Annotated in this window: 11 protein-coding genes, 2 pseudogenes and 1 other annotated feature; of the genes and pseudogenes, 7 read left to right on the forward strand and 6 right to left on the reverse strand. The window is 68.6% G+C overall.

Annotated features, from left to right (window positions below; translation table 11 throughout):
• Positions 1 to 91 precede the first annotated feature (91 nt).
• From FHW79_RS30640 to FHW79_RS33610, 3 genes are read right to left on the reverse strand one after another with little or no spacing between them, the layout of a single operon-like run.
• Entirely contained in the window at positions 92 to 670 is a 579-nt protein-coding gene (locus FHW79_RS30640) for a DUF4166 domain-containing protein (RefSeq protein ID WP_183182420.1), read from the reverse strand.
• A 14-nt stretch (positions 671 to 684) separates the two neighbouring features.
• Entirely contained in the window at positions 685 to 1,152 is a 468-nt protein-coding gene (locus FHW79_RS30645) for a DUF2269 domain-containing protein (protein WP_183182421.1), read from the reverse strand.
• A gap of 1 nt (position 1,153) precedes the next feature.
• A complete protein-coding gene (locus tag FHW79_RS33610; protein WP_211108560.1) occupies positions 1,154 to 2,419 on the reverse strand; it encodes an SDR family oxidoreductase in 1,266 nt (421 codons plus the stop codon).
• A 174-nt stretch (positions 2,420 to 2,593) separates the two neighbouring features.
• Between FHW79_RS33610 and FHW79_RS33615 the strand changes: the two genes are divergently transcribed.
• Positions 2,594 to 4,261, forward strand: coding sequence for a HAMP domain-containing sensor histidine kinase (locus FHW79_RS33615; protein WP_183182422.1), 1,668 nt, complete (start codon positions 2,594 to 2,596; stop codon positions 4,259 to 4,261).
• Positions 4,258 to 5,598 carry a sigma-54 dependent transcriptional regulator gene (locus FHW79_RS30660; protein ID WP_183182423.1) on the forward strand — a complete coding sequence of 447 codons (1,341 nt, stop codon included), beginning with the start codon at positions 4,258 to 4,260 and terminating at the stop codon, positions 5,596 to 5,598. The genes FHW79_RS33615 and FHW79_RS30660 overlap by 4 nt, the downstream gene beginning before the upstream one ends.
• A 20-nt stretch (positions 5,599 to 5,618) precedes the next feature.
• Here FHW79_RS30660 and FHW79_RS30665 read toward each other — a convergent pair whose 3' ends face one another.
• Positions 5,619 to 7,205 (reverse strand): HAMP domain-containing sensor histidine kinase, encoded by a 1,587-nt coding sequence (locus FHW79_RS30665; RefSeq protein WP_247884697.1) that lies wholly within the window; start codon positions 7,203 to 7,205, stop codon positions 5,619 to 5,621.
• 44 nt (positions 7,206 to 7,249) lie between these two features.
• Complete coding sequence (locus FHW79_RS30670) at positions 7,250 to 7,945, reverse strand: response regulator transcription factor (RefSeq protein WP_183182435.1); 696 nt, start codon at positions 7,943 to 7,945, stop codon at positions 7,250 to 7,252.
• Between the two features lie 212 nt (positions 7,946 to 8,157).
• Here FHW79_RS30670 and creD point away from each other — a divergent pair, with 212 nt between their 5' ends.
• Both creD and FHW79_RS30680 read left to right on the forward strand, forming a co-directional pair.
• The gene (gene creD / locus FHW79_RS30675; protein ID WP_247884698.1) at positions 8,158 to 9,513 is read left to right on the forward strand and encodes a cell envelope integrity protein CreD; all 1,356 of its coding nucleotides are present in this window, start codon (positions 8,158 to 8,160) and stop codon (positions 9,511 to 9,513) included.
• Positions 9,510 to 10,790, forward strand: a complete 1,281-nt coding sequence (locus FHW79_RS30680) for a glycoside hydrolase family 3 protein (protein WP_183182425.1) — start codon at positions 9,510 to 9,512, stop codon at positions 10,788 to 10,790. The genes creD and FHW79_RS30680 overlap by 4 nt, the downstream gene beginning before the upstream one ends.
• Positions 10,791 to 11,385: 595 nt before the next feature.
• Here FHW79_RS30680 and FHW79_RS30685 read toward each other — a convergent pair.
• Positions 11,386 to 12,390 (reverse strand): IS481 family transposase, encoded by a 1,005-nt coding sequence (locus FHW79_RS30685; protein ID WP_183182426.1) that lies wholly within the window; start codon positions 12,388 to 12,390, stop codon positions 11,386 to 11,388.
• A gap of 359 nt (positions 12,391 to 12,749) precedes the next feature.
• Here FHW79_RS30685 and FHW79_RS30690 point away from each other — a divergent pair.
• The 3 genes and pseudogenes from FHW79_RS30690 to FHW79_RS30700 all read left to right on the forward strand — a co-directional run.
• Positions 12,750 to 13,108: pseudogene (locus tag FHW79_RS30690) on the forward strand (transposase); the annotation flags it as partial.
• Positions 13,034 to 13,112 (forward strand) — a sequence feature (AL1L pseudoknot). (Overlaps the previous pseudogene by 75 nt.)
• Before the next feature lie 136 nt (positions 13,113 to 13,248).
• Positions 13,249 to 13,491, forward strand: a pseudogene (locus FHW79_RS30695) (IS3 family transposase); the annotation flags it as partial.
• Positions 13,492 to 13,718: 227 nt separating this feature from the next.
• Positions 13,719 to 16,241, forward strand: a complete 2,523-nt coding sequence (locus FHW79_RS30700; protein ID WP_183182427.1) for a hypothetical protein — start codon at positions 13,719 to 13,721, stop codon at positions 16,239 to 16,241.
• The last annotated feature ends 9 nt before the right edge of the window (positions 16,242 to 16,250 follow it).

Here is a 16,250-nt window from a genome sequence, read left to right on the forward strand (position 1 = left end):
GCCCCAGCAGGTCCTCGACCGCGACACCGGACATGGCGACCTCCCAAAGCCTGTTCAACAGACGGAGGGCTGTCCCATCGCAACTGTAATGCTAGTCTGAGTTCTGTGATCCCCGATCACCGGTATGAACCTGATCAATCACATCGAGCCATCCCCGGTAGTGCACCACATGGCCGACCAGCGGAAACGCGACCTCGATGTCGAACAGAAAGCGTGTGCCATCGCCGGATTCGCTGCACTCGATGATCGGGCGACTCCAGGCCGGCAGGGACATGCCGAGCACTCTCCAGCCCACCAGCGACCAAGCAAGCCTGCCCTGCGTCGGCTCCAGCCGGAACAGCAGATCGAAGGGGCCGAAGCGCTCGATCAGCAGCCCGTCGTCACGCTCGCGTCCGGCCTCCATCGTGCTGGCGTACCGGCGCCCGGCGAAGCGGCGGTTCCAGAATTCGCGACCTCGCCCATCGGGATGGAAGGAGACGCTGACCGGAACGCTCTGTCCGGGCTTGGGCAAGCCGGCGACCTTGCACAGCAGCCAGGCTCCGGGGTTGGCGGCGGCTCGGATGTCGGCCAAGCCGGCGGTGTGGACGCTGGTGGTGAGCGCGTGCAGGGCGCGCACAGGGCCGGGCAGGTCGTCGAACGCGGCGCCGAGGATGCGCTGAAACAGGGTCATGGCGACTTTCTCCTTTAGAAATCAGGCTTGAACACCATCAGCCCGACGATCGCGACCATTGCCGCGAAAGCGGGCCAGCCGAGCGCGAACCAGATGCGGAAATAGCGGCGGTACAGCGGGGGCAGCGGGGTTCCCGCGGCGACGGCGTCCTCCGCCATGCGCCGCATGCGGATTTGCAGCCACACCACCGGCAGCCAGCACGCGCCGGCAATGGCGTAGAGCACCAGCGTCAGCACGATCCAGCCCGAGCTGAGAGGCCATCCCTGTTCCAGCGCGAGCCACAGGCCGCTGACCGGCTGGATCACCACGGTGGGCGTGGTGAACAGCCAATCCGCCAGCATGACGTTGCGGTTGGCGACGGCGATGGCGCGCACGTCCTTCGACAGGTTGCTGGCCATGCCGTGGAAGGCGGTTCCCAGCCCCGTTCCGAACAGCAGGATGGCCGACAGGATGTGGATGAGTTTGAGCGTGGTCGCGTCCATATCAGGCCTCCATCGCCATCATCGTCAGCGTCGCCGCGGCGATGGGCAGGTTCTTGAGCAGAGGGGCGAAGGGGTGCGTCCAGTGGTCCAGGGGCAAGCCGGAGGCAATGATGGTGAAGGCCGCCATGCTGGCGAGCATGGCGCCGCCGACCGCCACCGGGCGCCAGCGGGCGAGCAGGAGAAGCCCGAGGATCAGGTCGAGGCCGGCACCGCCGAAGAGGGCCAGGTCGGCCAGCGGACCCTGCAAGCCCACCGACGCGAGCAGGCGGTGGGAGTCCTCCAGCGGATGCAGGCCGAAGGACAGCAGACTGGTGGCGATCCACAGCAGGGCAAGGCTCCAGCGCAACACCGGGCGCAGGACATACAAGCGCGCGTGCAGGCGGTCGGCATCGGATGCCGGGTGGCGAGCCAGCGCCAGCGGCAGGGCAAGGGGCGCCCGCCGGAGAATGGCGGTGAAGGGCGCCGGGTCGGCGGTGTTGCCGGCCTTCAGCATGGCGAGGGTTTCGTGGTTGACCGGGCCGGTGCGCAGCCGGTCGCCGATGGCCGCAGCGGCGTGGAGAAGCGGTTCGGGAACCGGAAGATGGCGCCGCGGCGGCAGGCCCATCCAGGCCCGCAGCGTCATGGTCAGGCCGTCGGTGGTCATCGGTTCCGGTCCCACCACGTCGATGCGGCGGGGCAGGGGGCTGTCCATGGAGACCAGCCGGACCACCAGCGCGGCGAGGTCGTCCACATGCACGGGCTGGACGGTCCAGCAGCCCGGACCGATGCGCGGCGCAAGCGGCAGGACCGCCAGGGCGGAAAACAGCGCCGTGCTGGCCCCGCCGCGGCCGATGACGACCGAGGGCCGCAACACGCAGCAATCCAGGTCGTGGCTGTTCGCCAGCAGCGCTTCGCCATGGCCCTTCGTGCGCTGGTAGAGAGTCGGCCCATCCAGCGCCGCGCCCAGCGCCGACAGATGGATCAGCCTCGGCACGCCGGCCGCCCGGCAGGCGCGGATCAACCGTTCCGTGCCAACGGCGTGGACGGCCTCCAGGCTGTTGCCAACGCGGCCTCGCACCAAACCGGCGGCGTTGATGACCACCTCCTGCCCGGCCAGCGCGGCGGTGAGGGTAGCGGTCTCATCGCGGACCAGATCGAAATCCGCGCGTCCGGGCGCGGTCACGCGATGACCGGCGGCGTCGAGGGCGGCGCGCAGATGCCGGCCAATGAAGCCGCCGCCGCCGATGATCGTCACCGCCCGCGGGCTGGACGGAGAGTCTGTGGACACCGATAAACCCCCAGTTTCATTCTGTTTCCACCAGCGAATGGCAAAGGCTGTGCCAAAGCCGGAATGCGCGGGTTCCGGGGTTTGAAGCGTGTCGGTTGTTAACCGGGGTTGCGAAATGCGCTAGGGTCCCTGTCAACGTTGGATACACCTGTATCGGATGGGGGAGTGGTCGGGGTGACGGCATCGGCGGCGCTGGTCGCGGCCATGGGGCTTTGCGCGCTGGGGGGCGCCGGGCTGGCTGCCTTGCTGTGGCGGCATGGAGGGGCGCTTGCCGGAACCAAGCCGCTGGCGGCGTTCCTGCTCCTGGTTGGCGGCTGGTCGGTCGGATTGCTGTTTCCCGGCCCGTTCGGTGCGGCGCTGATGGCTCTGGCGCCGCTGGGCGGCGCGGTGTTCGTCCATGTCGCCGCCGCCCTGACGGGGCGTGCCGCTTCGGGGATACGCTGGGCCTATGCGACAGGGATCGCCGCGACGCTCGCTGCGCTGATCGGTGGGGCCGGACGCTTCGTTCCTTGGTCGGGAGTGGGCGCTCTGTTCCGGTATGAAGGGGCCGGGCTGGCCGCGGTCGCGGCCACGGTGGGGCTGGCGGCGGCGGGGCATTGGCTGCTGCTGAACGAATGGCGCGGGGCCGGCGGTGTGCGCCGCCGGCAATTGACGCTGGTTCTGCTGTCCTCCGGCCTCGGCCTGCTGTCGGTCGGCGGGCTGGCCTTTCCGGTGCTTGGTGTCGACGCCTACCCGTGGCCGTTGCTGCTGCTTCCCCTGTACCTGATCGTGTTGGCCTACGCTGTGCTGCGTTACCGGCTGATGGCGGTGAACCGCTGGGCCGTGCGGGCGGTATGCTGGGGCCTGATGATCGCGCTGGCGGCTCTCGTGTCGGCCCTGAGCGCGGGATTCGCCGCGGAGCGGGCTGGCGCGCCGTTCCTGTTGACCGCCGTCGCGTTGCTCGGGGGGCTTGGGCTAGCCGGGCCGCTCCGCCGGCTTGCCGACCGCATCGTCTATCCCGGCGGCGAGGTGACCGCCGCCGATCTGGCCCGCTGGCGCCAGGAGTTGCAGGATGCGGGCGACGAGGCCGCGCTGACGGCCACGGCGGACCGGCTGTTGCGCGAGCGACTTTCGCTCGCCGATGGCGACACGCCGCCGGCCTTCGATCCGGTCGAACTGGACCACGCCCCGCCCGGTCCGCGCCGAGTGGCCGGGGTGCTGGCGGACCTCGTCGCGCAGGCCCGTGACGACCTCGCGCGGCGCCGCTCCTTCGCCGAACGCCAGCGGCTGGCGGAACTGGGGGCGCTGGCCGCCACCGTGGCCCACGACCTGCGCAATCCCATGAACATCGTCGCGATGGCGGTGGCCGACGCCCCGCCGGAGACGCGGGGCGAGGTTCGGACCCAACTCGCCCGCATGGATGCCCTGGTGCGCGATCTGCTCGACTACGCCAAGCCGTGGCGGGTGGACCTGGCCGAGGTCGATCTCGCGGATGCGCTCGCTGCGCTCGGCGGAAACGTGACGGCCGACATCCCGCCGGGCCTCACGTTGCGCGCCGATCCCGCGCGCTTGCGGCAGGCCTTGGCGAACCTGCTGGACAACGCCGGGGCGGCCGGCGGGCGTGCGCTGGTGTGTGCGGAGCGCGACCCCAGGGGCGTGACGGTCGAGGTGTGCGACGACGGTCCCGGCGTTCCGGAGGAGATCCGCGCTTCGCTGTTCCAGCCCTTCGTGTCGCGCAGCCAGGGAGGCACCGGGCTGGGGCTCGCCATCGTCGCCAAGGTCATGGCCGCCCATGGCGGCTCGGTCGCGCTGGCCGAACGGCCGGGATGGTCCACCTGCGTCCGCCTGAGGTTTCCATCATGAGCACGCTGCTTCTCGTCGATGACGAACCCGCCTTCCTCCGGCTCGCCGCGGCGTGGCTGGAAAAGCAGGGGCACCGGGTGGTCACCGCCGCGGACGGGGCGCAGGCGCGCGACCTCTTCCAGCGGGAGCGCCCCGATCTGGTGCTGCTCGACCTCGTCATGCCGCCCGAGCGAACGCCGGAGGCCGGGCTGGCCCTGGTGCCCGCTTTCGCCGCGGTGCCGGTGGTCGTGCTGACCGCGCACGCGGAGCATGAACTGGCCCTGCGGGCGGTGGCCGAGGGCGCCTGGGATTTCCTGGCGAAGCCGGTGGAGCCGGAGCTGTTGCGCTTCGTCGTCACCCGCGCCCTCGCCAAGCGCGGGCTGGAGCGGGAACTCGCCACGCTGCGCGCCGCCCGGATGGAGGAGGACGGGATGGTCGGCGCCAGCCCGGCGATCCTGCGCCTGAAGGAGATGATCCGCCGCATCGGCCCGGCGGAGGTGCCGGTGATGGTGCTGGGACCCAGCGGCAGCGGCAAGGAGCTGGTGGCGCGCGCCCTGCACGCGGCGAGCCCGCGCTACGCCAGCCCCTTCGTGCCCGTCCATTGCGGCGCCATCCCGGCAGAGCTTCTGGAAAGCGAGCTGTTCGGGCATCTGAAGGGCAGCTTCACCGGAGCCCACCAGGACCGTCAGGGGCTGGTGGCCGCCGCCCATGGCGGAACCCTGTTCCTCGACGAGGTCGGCGAGATGCCGCCGGCCATGCAGGTCAAGCTGCTGCGCTTCCTTCAGGAGGGCACCTACACGCCCGTTGGCGGGCGCCAGCCCCGGATGGCGGATGTCCGGGTGATCTCGGCGACCCACCGCGACCTGGAAACCATGGTGGCGCAGGGATCGTTGCGTGAGGATTTCTATTACCGCCTCAAGGGGCTGATCCTGCGCACGCCGGCCCTGGCGGAGCGCCGCGAGGACGTGGCGCTTCTGGCGGTCCGCTTCCTGACGGACGCCTCTCCCCGGCGGCTGCGCTTGGCGCCGGACGCGCTGGCGTGGCTATCGGAGCAGGAGTGGCCGGGCAACGTCCGCGAATTGCGCGCGGTGGTCACGACCGCCGCCGCGCTGGCCGAGGGGGACATCGTGACGGTGGCCGACCTTGCCTTTGCCCGCAGCGGCGATCCGTCGGCTCTCGCCCCGGCGCCGCCAGCCACCCTGGCCGAGGCCGTGGCGGCGCTGGAGCGCCGGATGATCACCACCGCACTGGCCTCCACCGGGAACAACCACAGCGCCGCCGCGCGCCGGCTCGGCCTGTCGCGGGTGGGGTTGCTGAAGATGATGACCCGGCTGGGGCTGCGGCGGTCCGCTCCGTAACCCTTGGCAAATTTGGCGGTTCAGGCGTCGTCGTCCGGCCGGGCAAGCCTGACCTCGAACAGGGCGCCGCGCTCCGCAGGCCGAAGGGCGATGGACCCGCCATGCGCCTCGACGATCCCACGCGCGATGGCGAGGCCGAGACCGGTGCCGCCGCTCTGCCTTGCGGTCGTGAAGAAGGGCGTGAAGATGCGTCCGGCGTTGGCGGGCGACACGCCCGGCCCGTCGTCGGACACCCGCAGAACCGCGCCGTCGCCCTCCGGCGTCAGCGCAACCTCCACCCGTGCCTCCGGCCCGGCATGGCGGCGGGCGTTCTCGATCAGGTTCGCCAGGACGCTTTCCAGCGCCTCCGCTCCCATGGCGACCGGAAGCGACGGGGGAAGGGAGGCCGTGGCGCCGTGGCGGGCGGCAAGACGGGCCGCGACCGGCACGGCGTCGGTCGCCACCTCCTCGGTCAACCGCATCACGTCGGCCCGCGCCAATTCCAGGAGACGGCGGACGAGGCGCGACAGCCGCTCGGCCTCGGCGTCCATGTTGGCCAGGAAGCGGTCCCGCTCCTCCGCCGACATCGTGTCCAGATGGTCGCGCAGCAGCTCCACCGTGCCGCGGATTGTGGTGAGCGGGGTCTTGAACTCGTGCGACACATGGGCGGCGAAGTCGCGGATGTAGTCCGCCCGCTGCTCCAGCGTCGCGGCCATGCGGGTCAGCGCGTCCGACAGTTCGGCCACCTCGCGCACGATCGGGCGCTGCACGGGGGCCATCACGCCGCGCTCGCCGTCCGCCGTGCGCTTCGCCAGCGCGGTCACGGCGCGCAGCGGGCGGCTGATGGCGACGGTCCCCAGACGCGCGAGCACCCCCACCGACGCAAGCAGGACCACCGCCAATCCGGCGAGGTGCCAGCGCTTGCCGTACAGGGTGTCGGCGAGGCTGCGCGGCGTGCGCGACAGCACCACGACCCCGACCACGCGACCTTCGTCGAGCACCGGATGGGCCGTGAAAATGCGCAACGAGCGGCTGCGTTCCGGCGCGGTGCTTCCCTCCGCCCGTCCCTGGTAGCGGCTGTTGCGTTCGCGCAGCACGCTGGTCGCGTTGCCCGTCAGGGCGTGGCGGACCTCCTCCTGCGCGGCCAGGGACAGGCCAAGATCCTCTCCGGTGCTGGCGACGACGATGCCCTGGGGATCGGTGACCCGCATGCCGGCGAGCGTGACGCGTTGCGCCTCGCGCAGGATCGGCCCCAGCGAGGCCCCCGCCGTCCGGGTGGCGGCATCGGGCGCTGCGGCCGTCGGGGTGGGATCGGGGGCGGCGGGCAGGATCGGGTCCTCCGCCAGATCCAGCCCGGCGAAGCGGGGCGTCCAGGGCGCGTCGAACCCCGGCGGGTGTGTCCAGGGTGGATCGACGGGCGGGCCCAGTTCCTCCGTTCGCCCTCCGGCCCGGCGCCACGCATCGCGGTAGACGGCGGCGACTACACCGGCCTGGGTGATCAGTTCCGATTCCGTCTGGCGGAGCAGGGCGCTTTCATAGAGGCGCAGGAACCACAGCCCGCTCAAGGGCAGGGTCAGGGCCGCGAGCGCCATCACCAGCAGCACTGTTCCGATGGACAGGCGCCCCATGGGCTGGCGTAAGGCCGGCCGGTTCAAGATTGGCCGGAACCGCCTCATCGGCATTCCGCCAGCTTGTAGCCCAGCCCGTGCACGGTTTCGACGGGGGCACCGCCCACAGCCAGGAACTTGGCCCGGACCCGCCGGATGTGGCTGTCCACCGTGCGATCGGCGACGTAGCGCTCGGTGGCGTAGGCGCCGTCCATCAGGGCGTCGCGGCTGAACACCTTGCCTGGACGTTCGGCCAGGGTGCGCAGGAGGCCGAACTCGGTCGCCGTCAGGACCACCTCCGCCTCGTCCCAGAAGGCGCGGACGCCCTCCAGGTCCAGCCGCAGGTGGTTGTGCCGAAGCTCCGGTGGCGGCGGCGGTGGGGGAGGCGACGGCTCCGATGGGAGCGCGCGCCGCAGCACCGCCTTGACGCGCGCCACCAGCTCACGCGGGGAGAAAGGCTTTGTGACATAGTCGTCGCCACCGAGCTCCAACCCTAGAATCCGGTCGATTTCGTCGTCGCGCGACGACAGGAAGATGATCGGTACCCGGCTGTCGCGGCGCAGCCGGCGGCAGACCTCCGTGCCGTCCATCTCCGGCATGGCGATGTCCAGGAGGACGAGGTCGGGTGCGTCCTCCCGCGCCAGATGGAGCCCGCGCGCGCCGTCCCCCGCCTCCATGACGGCGAATCCTTCCCGCGCCAGGGCGAAGCGGACGATGTCGCGGATGTGGGGATCGTCGTCGATCAGCAGGATCTTGGGCATGGCGGTCTTGGGCAGGGGCGGCGCCACCTTATCCGAAAAGCTGCACGGGTTCTGCACACAGTTTCCTTCCTGGTTGCACGGCGGCGTCATCGCCGCGGCACGGCACCCCGTCATGGTGACGGCACAACCCGGCCGGGGCGGCTGCTCGCCGCCCGCCGTCCATCGCCAATCGCCCACTGCCGCTTCGTGGCCCCGCTTCCAGGAGAGTCCGCTTGAGCACCCCATCCGAACCGCCGATGCCAAATCCCGCCGCGCTGCTGCGGCGGCCGCCTGACCGCCGCTCCCTCAAGGTCGGTCAGATCGCCCTGCTTCTGCTGGCAACGCTGGCCGCAGGGTGGCCGATCGCGGCGATCATCGGGGAGCGCGAAGCGCGTCAGGGCGTCCTGCGGGCGGACTTCATGAAAAGCTGGGGGCCGGACCAGACCGTGCCGGCGCCGGTCCTGGTGGTGCCCTACGTCGATGCCGGCGGACTCTCGCGCCACTATCTGAAGATCGCGCCCGAAGCCCTCTCAACGAAGGTCGAACTGGTCCCCGAACGGAAGGCGCGCGGCCTGTTCTCCGCCATCGTCTACACGGCATCGGTCGAGATGGCCGGGACCTTTCCCATGCCGTCGCAATCCAGCGTGGAGGCGCGGGTCGGGCGGGGCGCCACGATTCTCTGGAAGGACAGCCTGCTGTTGCTGCAAGCGTCGGATCTGGCCGGCATGACGGCCGGCGACCATGCGGCCTGGGACGGGGCGGCGGTTGCGTGGCGCAACTGTGGCGAACTCGACATCCTTGCCGAGGAATGCCGGGGCGCTCTGCTGGTGGCCAAGCCACCAACGGGGGTGCTTCCCGCCACAGCCGGCAAGATGCCGTTCCAGGCGACCGTGACACTCCGCGGAACCGGCTCCTTCCGGCACGTCCTGATGGGGCGGAAGGCCGAAGCAGTCGTCACGGCGCCCTGGCCGACGCCGAGCTTTGCCGGCACGGCGCTACCGACGGACTCGACCGTCACCGACGCGGGGTTCGAGGCGCGCTGGCGAAGCGTGGATTATGCCCAGCCGCCGCTCTGGACCTCGTCCCGGTTGTCCGAGACATCAACGGAAATGCGCGGACCCTCCGTCGGTGTCGACCTGCTGGAGGCGGTTCCCACCTACCGGATGATCCATCGCGCGTCGAAGTACGGCATCCTCTTCGTCGTGTTGTCCTTCACCGTCTATGGGCTGATCGAGCTTCTGTCGGTGGCGCGCATCCACACGATCCAATACGGACTGCTGGGGGTGTCGGTGACGCTGTTCCCCCTTCTGCTGGTGTCCTTCGCCGAGCCGTTGGGCTATGCCGCCGGCTATTGGATCGGTGCCGCCTTCGTCCTGACCCAGGCGTCGCTCTACACCGCAGCGGTCACCCGGCGCATGGTCCCGGCAGCAATCTTCGCAGCGGCGCTGGGCGGCCTGTTCGGGTTCCTGTATGTGCTCCTCAGTCTGGAGACTTATTCGCTGCTGGTGGGATCGGTCGCGCTGTTCCTGGTCCTGTCCGCGGTGATGGCGGTGACCCAGCGTGTGGACTGGCGGGCGGGGGAGGGATGAGCCGCGTGATCGGCTGGTGCCTCGGCCTGCTGCTGGCAGCCGCCGGGGCCAACATCCACGACCCTTACCTGATGGCGGTGCGCGGCTGGTCGGGTCCGGTCATCGCGGCGGCCGGGCTCTGCGGTTTGCTGATCGTGCTGAGGCGCGGAGTCAGGCGACGGGTGGCGATGCTGGCGCTCTGGGCCGCGGTTCCCCTGGCGGTGCTGGGGGCGGAGGGTGCTTTCCAGTTGCGCAAGGCCTCCGTCCTGTCGGCGCCGGAGGCGGTGGCGTCCGAACTGGGCCGGCATTTCATGGTCGGTTACGAACGGGTTGAGGAGGTCGAAGGGCTTGCCGCGCGCGGCTTGATCGGCGGCATCTTCGTCTCGCGGCGCAATCTGGCCGGGCGGACGGTGGAGGAGTTGCGCGACGAGATCCGCCGGTTGCAGGACATCCGCCGGCACGCCGGGCTCCCCCCGTTGCGGGTGGCCGCCGACCAGGAGGGCGGGATCGTGTCGAAGCTGTCGCCGTGGCTTCCCAACCGCCCGCCCCCCTCCGCGCTGGCCGGCATGCCGCCTGGAGAGCGGCGCGCCGCCGCGCGCGCCTTGGGCCGCGACCATGGCCGGGACCTGCGGTCGCTCGGCGTCACGATCAACTTCGCGCCGGTGCTCGACCTCCGAACCGATAGGGCGCCCGACCCGCTGGATTTCAACAGCCTTATCGCGCGGCGGGCGATCTCAGGGGACCCGGCGGTCGTCGGGGACGTTGCCGCCGCCTACGCCGACGGGCTGGCCGAGACCGGCGTCCAGCCGACCGTCAAGCATTTCCCCGGCCTGGGCCGCGTCGGTACGGACACCCACCATTTCCGGGCCGCCATCGGGGACAGCCGTGAAACGCTGGAATCCACGGACTGGAGACCGTTCCGCCATGTTCTGGCGGGCAACCCGCAGGCGCTGCTGATGGTCGGCCATGTGATCCTGAGCGCTGTCGATCCCGACCGCCTGGCGTCCCATTCGCGCCGTGTGGTGGATGGGGTGATCCGCCGGGACTGGGGGTACGACGGTTTGGTCGTCACGGACGATCTGGTCATGACGCCCGTCTATCAATACGGCCTGTGCCGGGCGGTGGAGGAGGCGCTCAACGCCGGGGTCGATCTGCTGCTTATGGCGTTCGACGGCGCGCAATTCTATCGGGCCATGGCCTGCGCCATGGACGCGGCGAAGCGCGGTGACCTCAACCCCGCCACACTCGCGGCCAGCCGCGAAAGGCTGGACCGTAATTCCTCCGAGGCGTTGCCGTAGCGCGCTCAACGACCTGCACCGTTTGAGAGGGAGGTGAGTGGCCAACAGGAGCAAACAAAGGCGGTTGCGTGCCCCCCGCAACCACCATTACCGAACGCACCTGTCCCCGAAAGCCGGCCGCTCTCGCAGCGCCGGCCTTCGGTGCGTTTGGGCTCATCCCGAGGCTGAGCAACGCCGCCAAATCACCCTCCAACTCGATCTCGCCGCCGCGGGCATCGGCAGTGCTGAAACACACCGTTACCCGCTTGACCGCTCCCTGTGGAGGGCAGCCAGATCGTCGGGTAGAATCACTGGAGGCGGGGGAGGGGAGCCAGCGCGAGAACAGCAGCGAACAAGCTTCCCCGGCGCCGTGTTGCGTGTGTGTCGCACGGAATTTTTAGCTTGGTCGGAGCGTGTCGCAACACGCAGAAACAGGAAAGCCCACCGGTACGGCGGCCCTCTGTGATCTTTTTTTCAAGGCTTTGGAGTTGGTTGGGGGACTAGGACCCCCAACTGACATCTCCTGAAACCCTTGCCAGCCTTGGGCCGCAACGGTTTCGACACCGACCGACGGCACAGAGATGGCACAGTCGGATGGCACATTCAAGGAAGGCGTTTAGCTGTCCGGTGGTGACACGTCCTTGGCGGCATACACCGTGAGCTGGGCGGCCAGTTTGGTTTTCGTGAGGTCGCACGGACTGGGCGGCCGATAGGCCGGGTTGGCCAGTTCAGGTTTGTCGGCGAGGCGTTCACGGACGACGTCGTTGGGGGAGCGGCCGGTGAGGACCCGCTGTCGGCGGGCGTTGTAGGCGAGCCGGTAACCGTTCAGCAGGCGCTCCAGGGCGTCGTGATTGCCGATGCACATGACCAGCACCTCCCGCCCGATGCGACCGTTGAAGCGTTCGACCATGCCGTTGGTTTGCGGCGTGTAGGGCTTAGTCGTGCGGTGCTGCACGCCCAGCGCCCGGCAGGCGGCCTCGAAGCCGTCGGCGGTGAAGCAGCTGCCGCGGTCGGTCAGGACGTAGGTGACCTGGAAGGGAAAGGCGGCGACGGCCTCTTTGAGGAAGGCGGAGGCGGCGGCTTCCGTCTCCTCGTCCTTGACCGCCAAGTGGACCATCCGCGAAGCGCGGTCGATGGCGACGTAGAGGTAGCGTTTGCGGGGCCCGGAGCCGATCACATGCAGTTTGGGCAGGTGCTTGATGTCGATGTGCAGGAAGCCGAGGTCGTACTCCTTGAACCGTTTGGTGCCCTTCTTGGGCACCGTGACCGATGGGGCCGGCAGCCGGCCCAGGCCTTCAATTTTCAGGATGCGGTAGATGGAGTCGCGGTTGAGGTGCGGCAGGAAGTGGCGGAGCGTAAAGGTGAGGTCGTCCAGAGCAAAGCCGGTGCTCCGGCGCAGCTCGCAGACGATGGCCCGTTCTTCGTCGGAGGCTCTCCAGCGCAGATGTTGGGGCCGCGAGGGATGGTCTTGGACGTCGTCCGGACCGCGCTTGCGCCATTTGCGGATGGTTTCGGTGCTCACCCCGTAGCGCTTGGCCAGCACCCCCGAGGGCTCCGCGGAGGCGGCGATGGCAGCGCGCACGGCCGGTGTGGTGCGGGCGTTGGGGTGGATCTGGAACATGGCGGCCCCCTTCCGGCTGGCACCGAAGGGCTCCCCGTCGCCGTCACAAGAGATGATGCCCGCTGCGGTCGGCCCGTCAACCCTGGTCCTGGCAGGCCACCGCCGGAGGCGGCTTCGGGGTTGACCGCCCGCCGCGCGGCGGGCGCTTGGGGCTCGTCATGGCGACGACGGAGGACACTGCGCCGGGACCCGCCTCACGGCCGGACCGCGGCCAGACGCCCTTTGATCCAGCAGCTGTACTCCTGAATGGCCCAACAGACCGGGTCCCAACAACGTTCCGCCATCAAACAGTTTAGTAGATTCAAGTGAACAGCGCCGGGTTTCCTAGAGGCCCCGTTTCCTGAGAGGATGGGGTCATTATGACGAAACCTGCATCACCTAAATACGCCCCCGAAATCCGCGATAGCGCGGTGCGGATGATGTTCGAGCACGCTGGGGAGCACGCCTCGCGGAGGGCGGCGATCGGCTCGATCGCGACGAAGATACGCTGCAATCCGGAGACGTTGCGGGGCTGGGTCCGGCAGGCCGAACGCGAGCAAGGCAAGCAGCCGGGGCCGACGATGGACGAGCAGAATAGGATCAAGGTAGTGGAACGCGAAGTCCGGGAACTTTGCCAATCAAACGAGATTCTGCGCAAGTCGTCGGCGTATTTTGCTCAGGCGGAGCTCGACCGCCGTTTCGAGAATTGATCGCCTTCATCGACGAGCATCGCGCCGTCCAGCCTCCCCTTCAACGAGCAGATCTGCGCCTCTGTCGCTTCGCAGCCGCCGCAACATTCGAACAACCCGTCCTAGTCACGGATGATGCGGCGCGGTCACCTGAATCCATTGAACCTGAGCGTTGCTCAACACGTCGTATGTTGGTCGATGTGGCGATTCGTACGACAATGCCTTGGCTAAGACGATCAGCGGCCTCTACAAGATCGAGGTGATCCGGCACCGGGGGCCCAGGCACACCCTGGAAGCCGTCGAGTTCGACACCCTGAAATGGGTGAACTGCTTCAACCACCGGCGCTTGCTCAAACCCATCGGCAACATTCCTCCCGCCGAGGCCGAAGCGCGCAATTATGCTCAAACCGAGGACATCGCCAGGGCGGCATGACTCCAGTGAAATGGTCTCGGGAAATCCGGAGCGGTTCAGTGCCTCCCACTCGTCAAAGATGATGAAGTTCATCGGACACAGATAGTCGGCCAAGCGTCCCTGCCCTCCGCTCAGCACGCAGGAGGTGACATCATTGCAACTTTAGTGCTAACATCAGCCGAGCTCTCGCTCCATTAGGGGAGTGACGCGAGAGGTCTGCGCAGAGCGGGAACAGGGAGGCGGCGAGGGTGGAAAAGGCCCCCGTGGTAGGAGAGTGGAGCCGATGGCTGCTTCGCGAGGTCTTCGCTGACGAGGAGGGCCTCGGACAGCCCCTTTCCACCATCATGGCGGACGACACCCTGCTCGTTCGAGCGGCCGAGTTGGGAGGATTGCACCTCTCGGAGATGGAGGCGCGAGAGGCTTTCCTTTCCTGCTTTCCGCCGCGCAACCTGATGCTGGCTTGGTTTCGGGGGCAAGACATCAGCAAGGAAGCGCTGCCGGCCCTACTCATTCTCTGCTGCTACGCCGCCAGCGACACAGCGGAAAGCGACAGCAACGATTATAGGCACCGCCTCAAGGAGATCATGGGTTGGCGGGAGCCGATCATCGACTGCTCCGGCCTGCCGCGTCTGTGGCGCTGCTTGTCGACCGGGCTGGCGAAGATTGCCGCCACCAAGGGGCTGAGGCCGTTGTGCCTGCCCGACCCAGGCTTCCGGACCCAGATCGGACATGCCATTGAATTGACCTTTCCCTGTCGTCCGGACGCGCGGCGGCTTCGCAGCGAGCTCGCCAGGACGGCCGCGTTCGATCGCGAGAACCCCCGCGAGGTGATTCGATGGTTGTTGCCGCTCGTCGAAACCCGCAGCTTCACGCGCTCGTTCGTGAACGCGTTCAGGGGTTTCGAGCGGGCTTGGCGGCGTGGGGAGCGCGCACTGGCGCAGCACCGATTTTGGTCGGGGTGGCGCCAAGTGGCCCGGGAAAAGGCCGCGCCCGGTCGGGAGTGCTGGTTGAAGGTCCGCCTGGATGAGTGGGGAGATGCCGAACTCATCGATGCTCGTGACGAGGTTCCGGTCGATCTGACCACCGTCCTCGCGGCCAGCGACCTTCCCCAAGCGCTCCTCGCGTTGCTTTCCTCCAAACGGCGGGCGCCACTCGTGGAGAGTGGGTGGGGAGAGTGGCGCTGGGCCGGCGAGAGCGGCGCGAGCGCTCAGGCTGCCTTGGCATTCACGATTATGCCTCGTGGCGACCGACGCGAACCGAACACGCATATTGTCCGTGGCGCGCCGGGTTGGATGCTTGATCGGCGAGACCTGGAAAGCGTTGCGTCCGCGAGCTTTCAGCGCTCCGAGCTTCTTCTCTCGCTGACGGTTGAGGGAGCGCCAAGGATCGAGGGAGGGCGCCTTGCTCGCCCCTCCTTCCCACTCAAGGTAACGGTTTCGGGGCCGCGCGCCGCGCTCCACGTATCCGGAGACGCCGTTCCCAACTTATCGATCCTTCGCGTGGGACCCAATCAATGGATGTTGCAGCCCAGGACACCCGCCGACGGCGAGGTGACGCTTCATGCGGAAGCCGGAAAGGTGGGCGGTATCTCAAGCCGCGTGCACCTGAGACGAGCTGCGGTGGCACCCAAGCTGGATCGCGCCCTACCCGCGCGTTTGGTTGACGACGAGCGGGTTCCAATGAGCTGCTCGGGCCTTGGGGCGGAATGCACCACTGCCGAAGCCGTAGCCAGCCTTCCGGAACAGGGGCTGACGCAGGAGTCGGAGTTTGGGGATTTGGTCGAGTATCTAGCCGCTCGACCGGGACCCCACGGGTTAGGCTCGATCCTCGAGCTTCTCAGGGAGCTGCTTCCCTCGAAGGGGCCTCGCCATTGGGATCTGCTTCGGTCCCTTTACGAAGGCGGTCTCCTCGCTCCCCTTCGGGTTCGAGGGTGGCGCGGCAAGCTCGCCGTCGCGATCCCTCCAGGGTTCATTCTGGCCAGGGGGCCGAGGGATGGGTGGATGCTGGTCTCGGATGGTCTCGTTCACGAGACCGCCCGCGAGCGCATTATGCGGGCAGCGGAGGCTGCGGTGCTCGCACACGAGGTGGTGTCGGCGGCCTCTCCGTGGGCTCCGGAGACAATCAGGATCCTTTCCCCCGATCGCGACGCGCTGAATAGGTTCTCGGCGGAACTGGGCTATCCCATAAAGGGGACACTCCTCCCCTTGACGAGCTTACCACCCCTCGGTCCCAGCTGGACGTCCGCCGATGGTGCCAACCATACTGTCAGACGCTCAGTCGAGCTTCCTCCAGCCCCCTGGCCACTTGCTCGCCCCACGTTGACTTATTGCGAGCGGGAACGGGGCGACGCGCCAGGCTTATGGCTCGTGTCCAACGCTAGCGGGGATCTCTACTGGAGCGAAAGGCATCTGGCGCTGCTGGAGGCGTGTCGGCGCGCGCGCATGCCGGCGTTTCGACCAGACGAAGCGCGACTGCGAGTCGAAATCCAAGGCGCGTACCTGCCCCTGGCACTGGCGCGCTGGTTGCGCTGGTACCATGGCGTCGCCTCGGGGCCAACCCGGGAGGGCGGCTACGTCTATGGAACGACCAGGCACATTCTTGGGAAGCTTGGCGAGGTCCTGGGGCGTCGTCTAATCGGGGTGGAAGAGGAGACTGTCTCGCGCCCGCTTCGCCGGCCGGGGGGCGTGGGTGCCCTCATAGCGCGACCTGGCCTCGATGGCGTCGAGCTTTGGGATCCGCTGCTCTGGGCACGATCCGAACGGCGACCATGAACGACCCGA

Source organism: Azospirillum sp. OGB3, from assembly GCF_014192915.1.
Taxonomy (GTDB): domain Bacteria; phylum Pseudomonadota; class Alphaproteobacteria; order Azospirillales; family Azospirillaceae; genus Azospirillum.

What these genes read in the sequence shown, in the direction of transcription:
- FHW79_RS30640 (WP_183182420.1), bottom strand. Translation starts at nt 670, where the DNA reads ATGACCCTGTTTCAGCGCATCCTCGGCGCCGCGTTCGACGACCTGCCC.
- FHW79_RS30645 (WP_183182421.1), bottom strand. Translation starts at nt 1,152, where the DNA reads ATGGACGCGACCACGCTCAAACTCATCCACATCCTGTCGGCCATCCTG.
- FHW79_RS30660 (WP_183182423.1), top strand. Translation starts at nt 4,258, where the DNA reads ATGAGCACGCTGCTTCTCGTCGATGACGAACCCGCCTTCCTCCGGCTC.
- FHW79_RS30665 (WP_247884697.1), bottom strand. Translation starts at nt 7,205, where the DNA reads ATGGGGCGCCTGTCCATCGGAACAGTGCTGCTGGTGATGGCGCTCGCG.
- FHW79_RS30670 (WP_183182435.1), bottom strand. Translation starts at nt 7,945, where the DNA reads ATGCCCAAGATCCTGCTGATCGACGACGATCCCCACATCCGCGACATC.
- FHW79_RS30680 (WP_183182425.1), top strand. Translation starts at nt 9,510, where the DNA reads ATGAGCCGCGTGATCGGCTGGTGCCTCGGCCTGCTGCTGGCAGCCGCC.
- FHW79_RS30685 (WP_183182426.1), bottom strand. Translation starts at nt 12,390, where the DNA reads ATGTTCCAGATCCACCCCAACGCCCGCACCACACCGGCCGTGCGCGCT.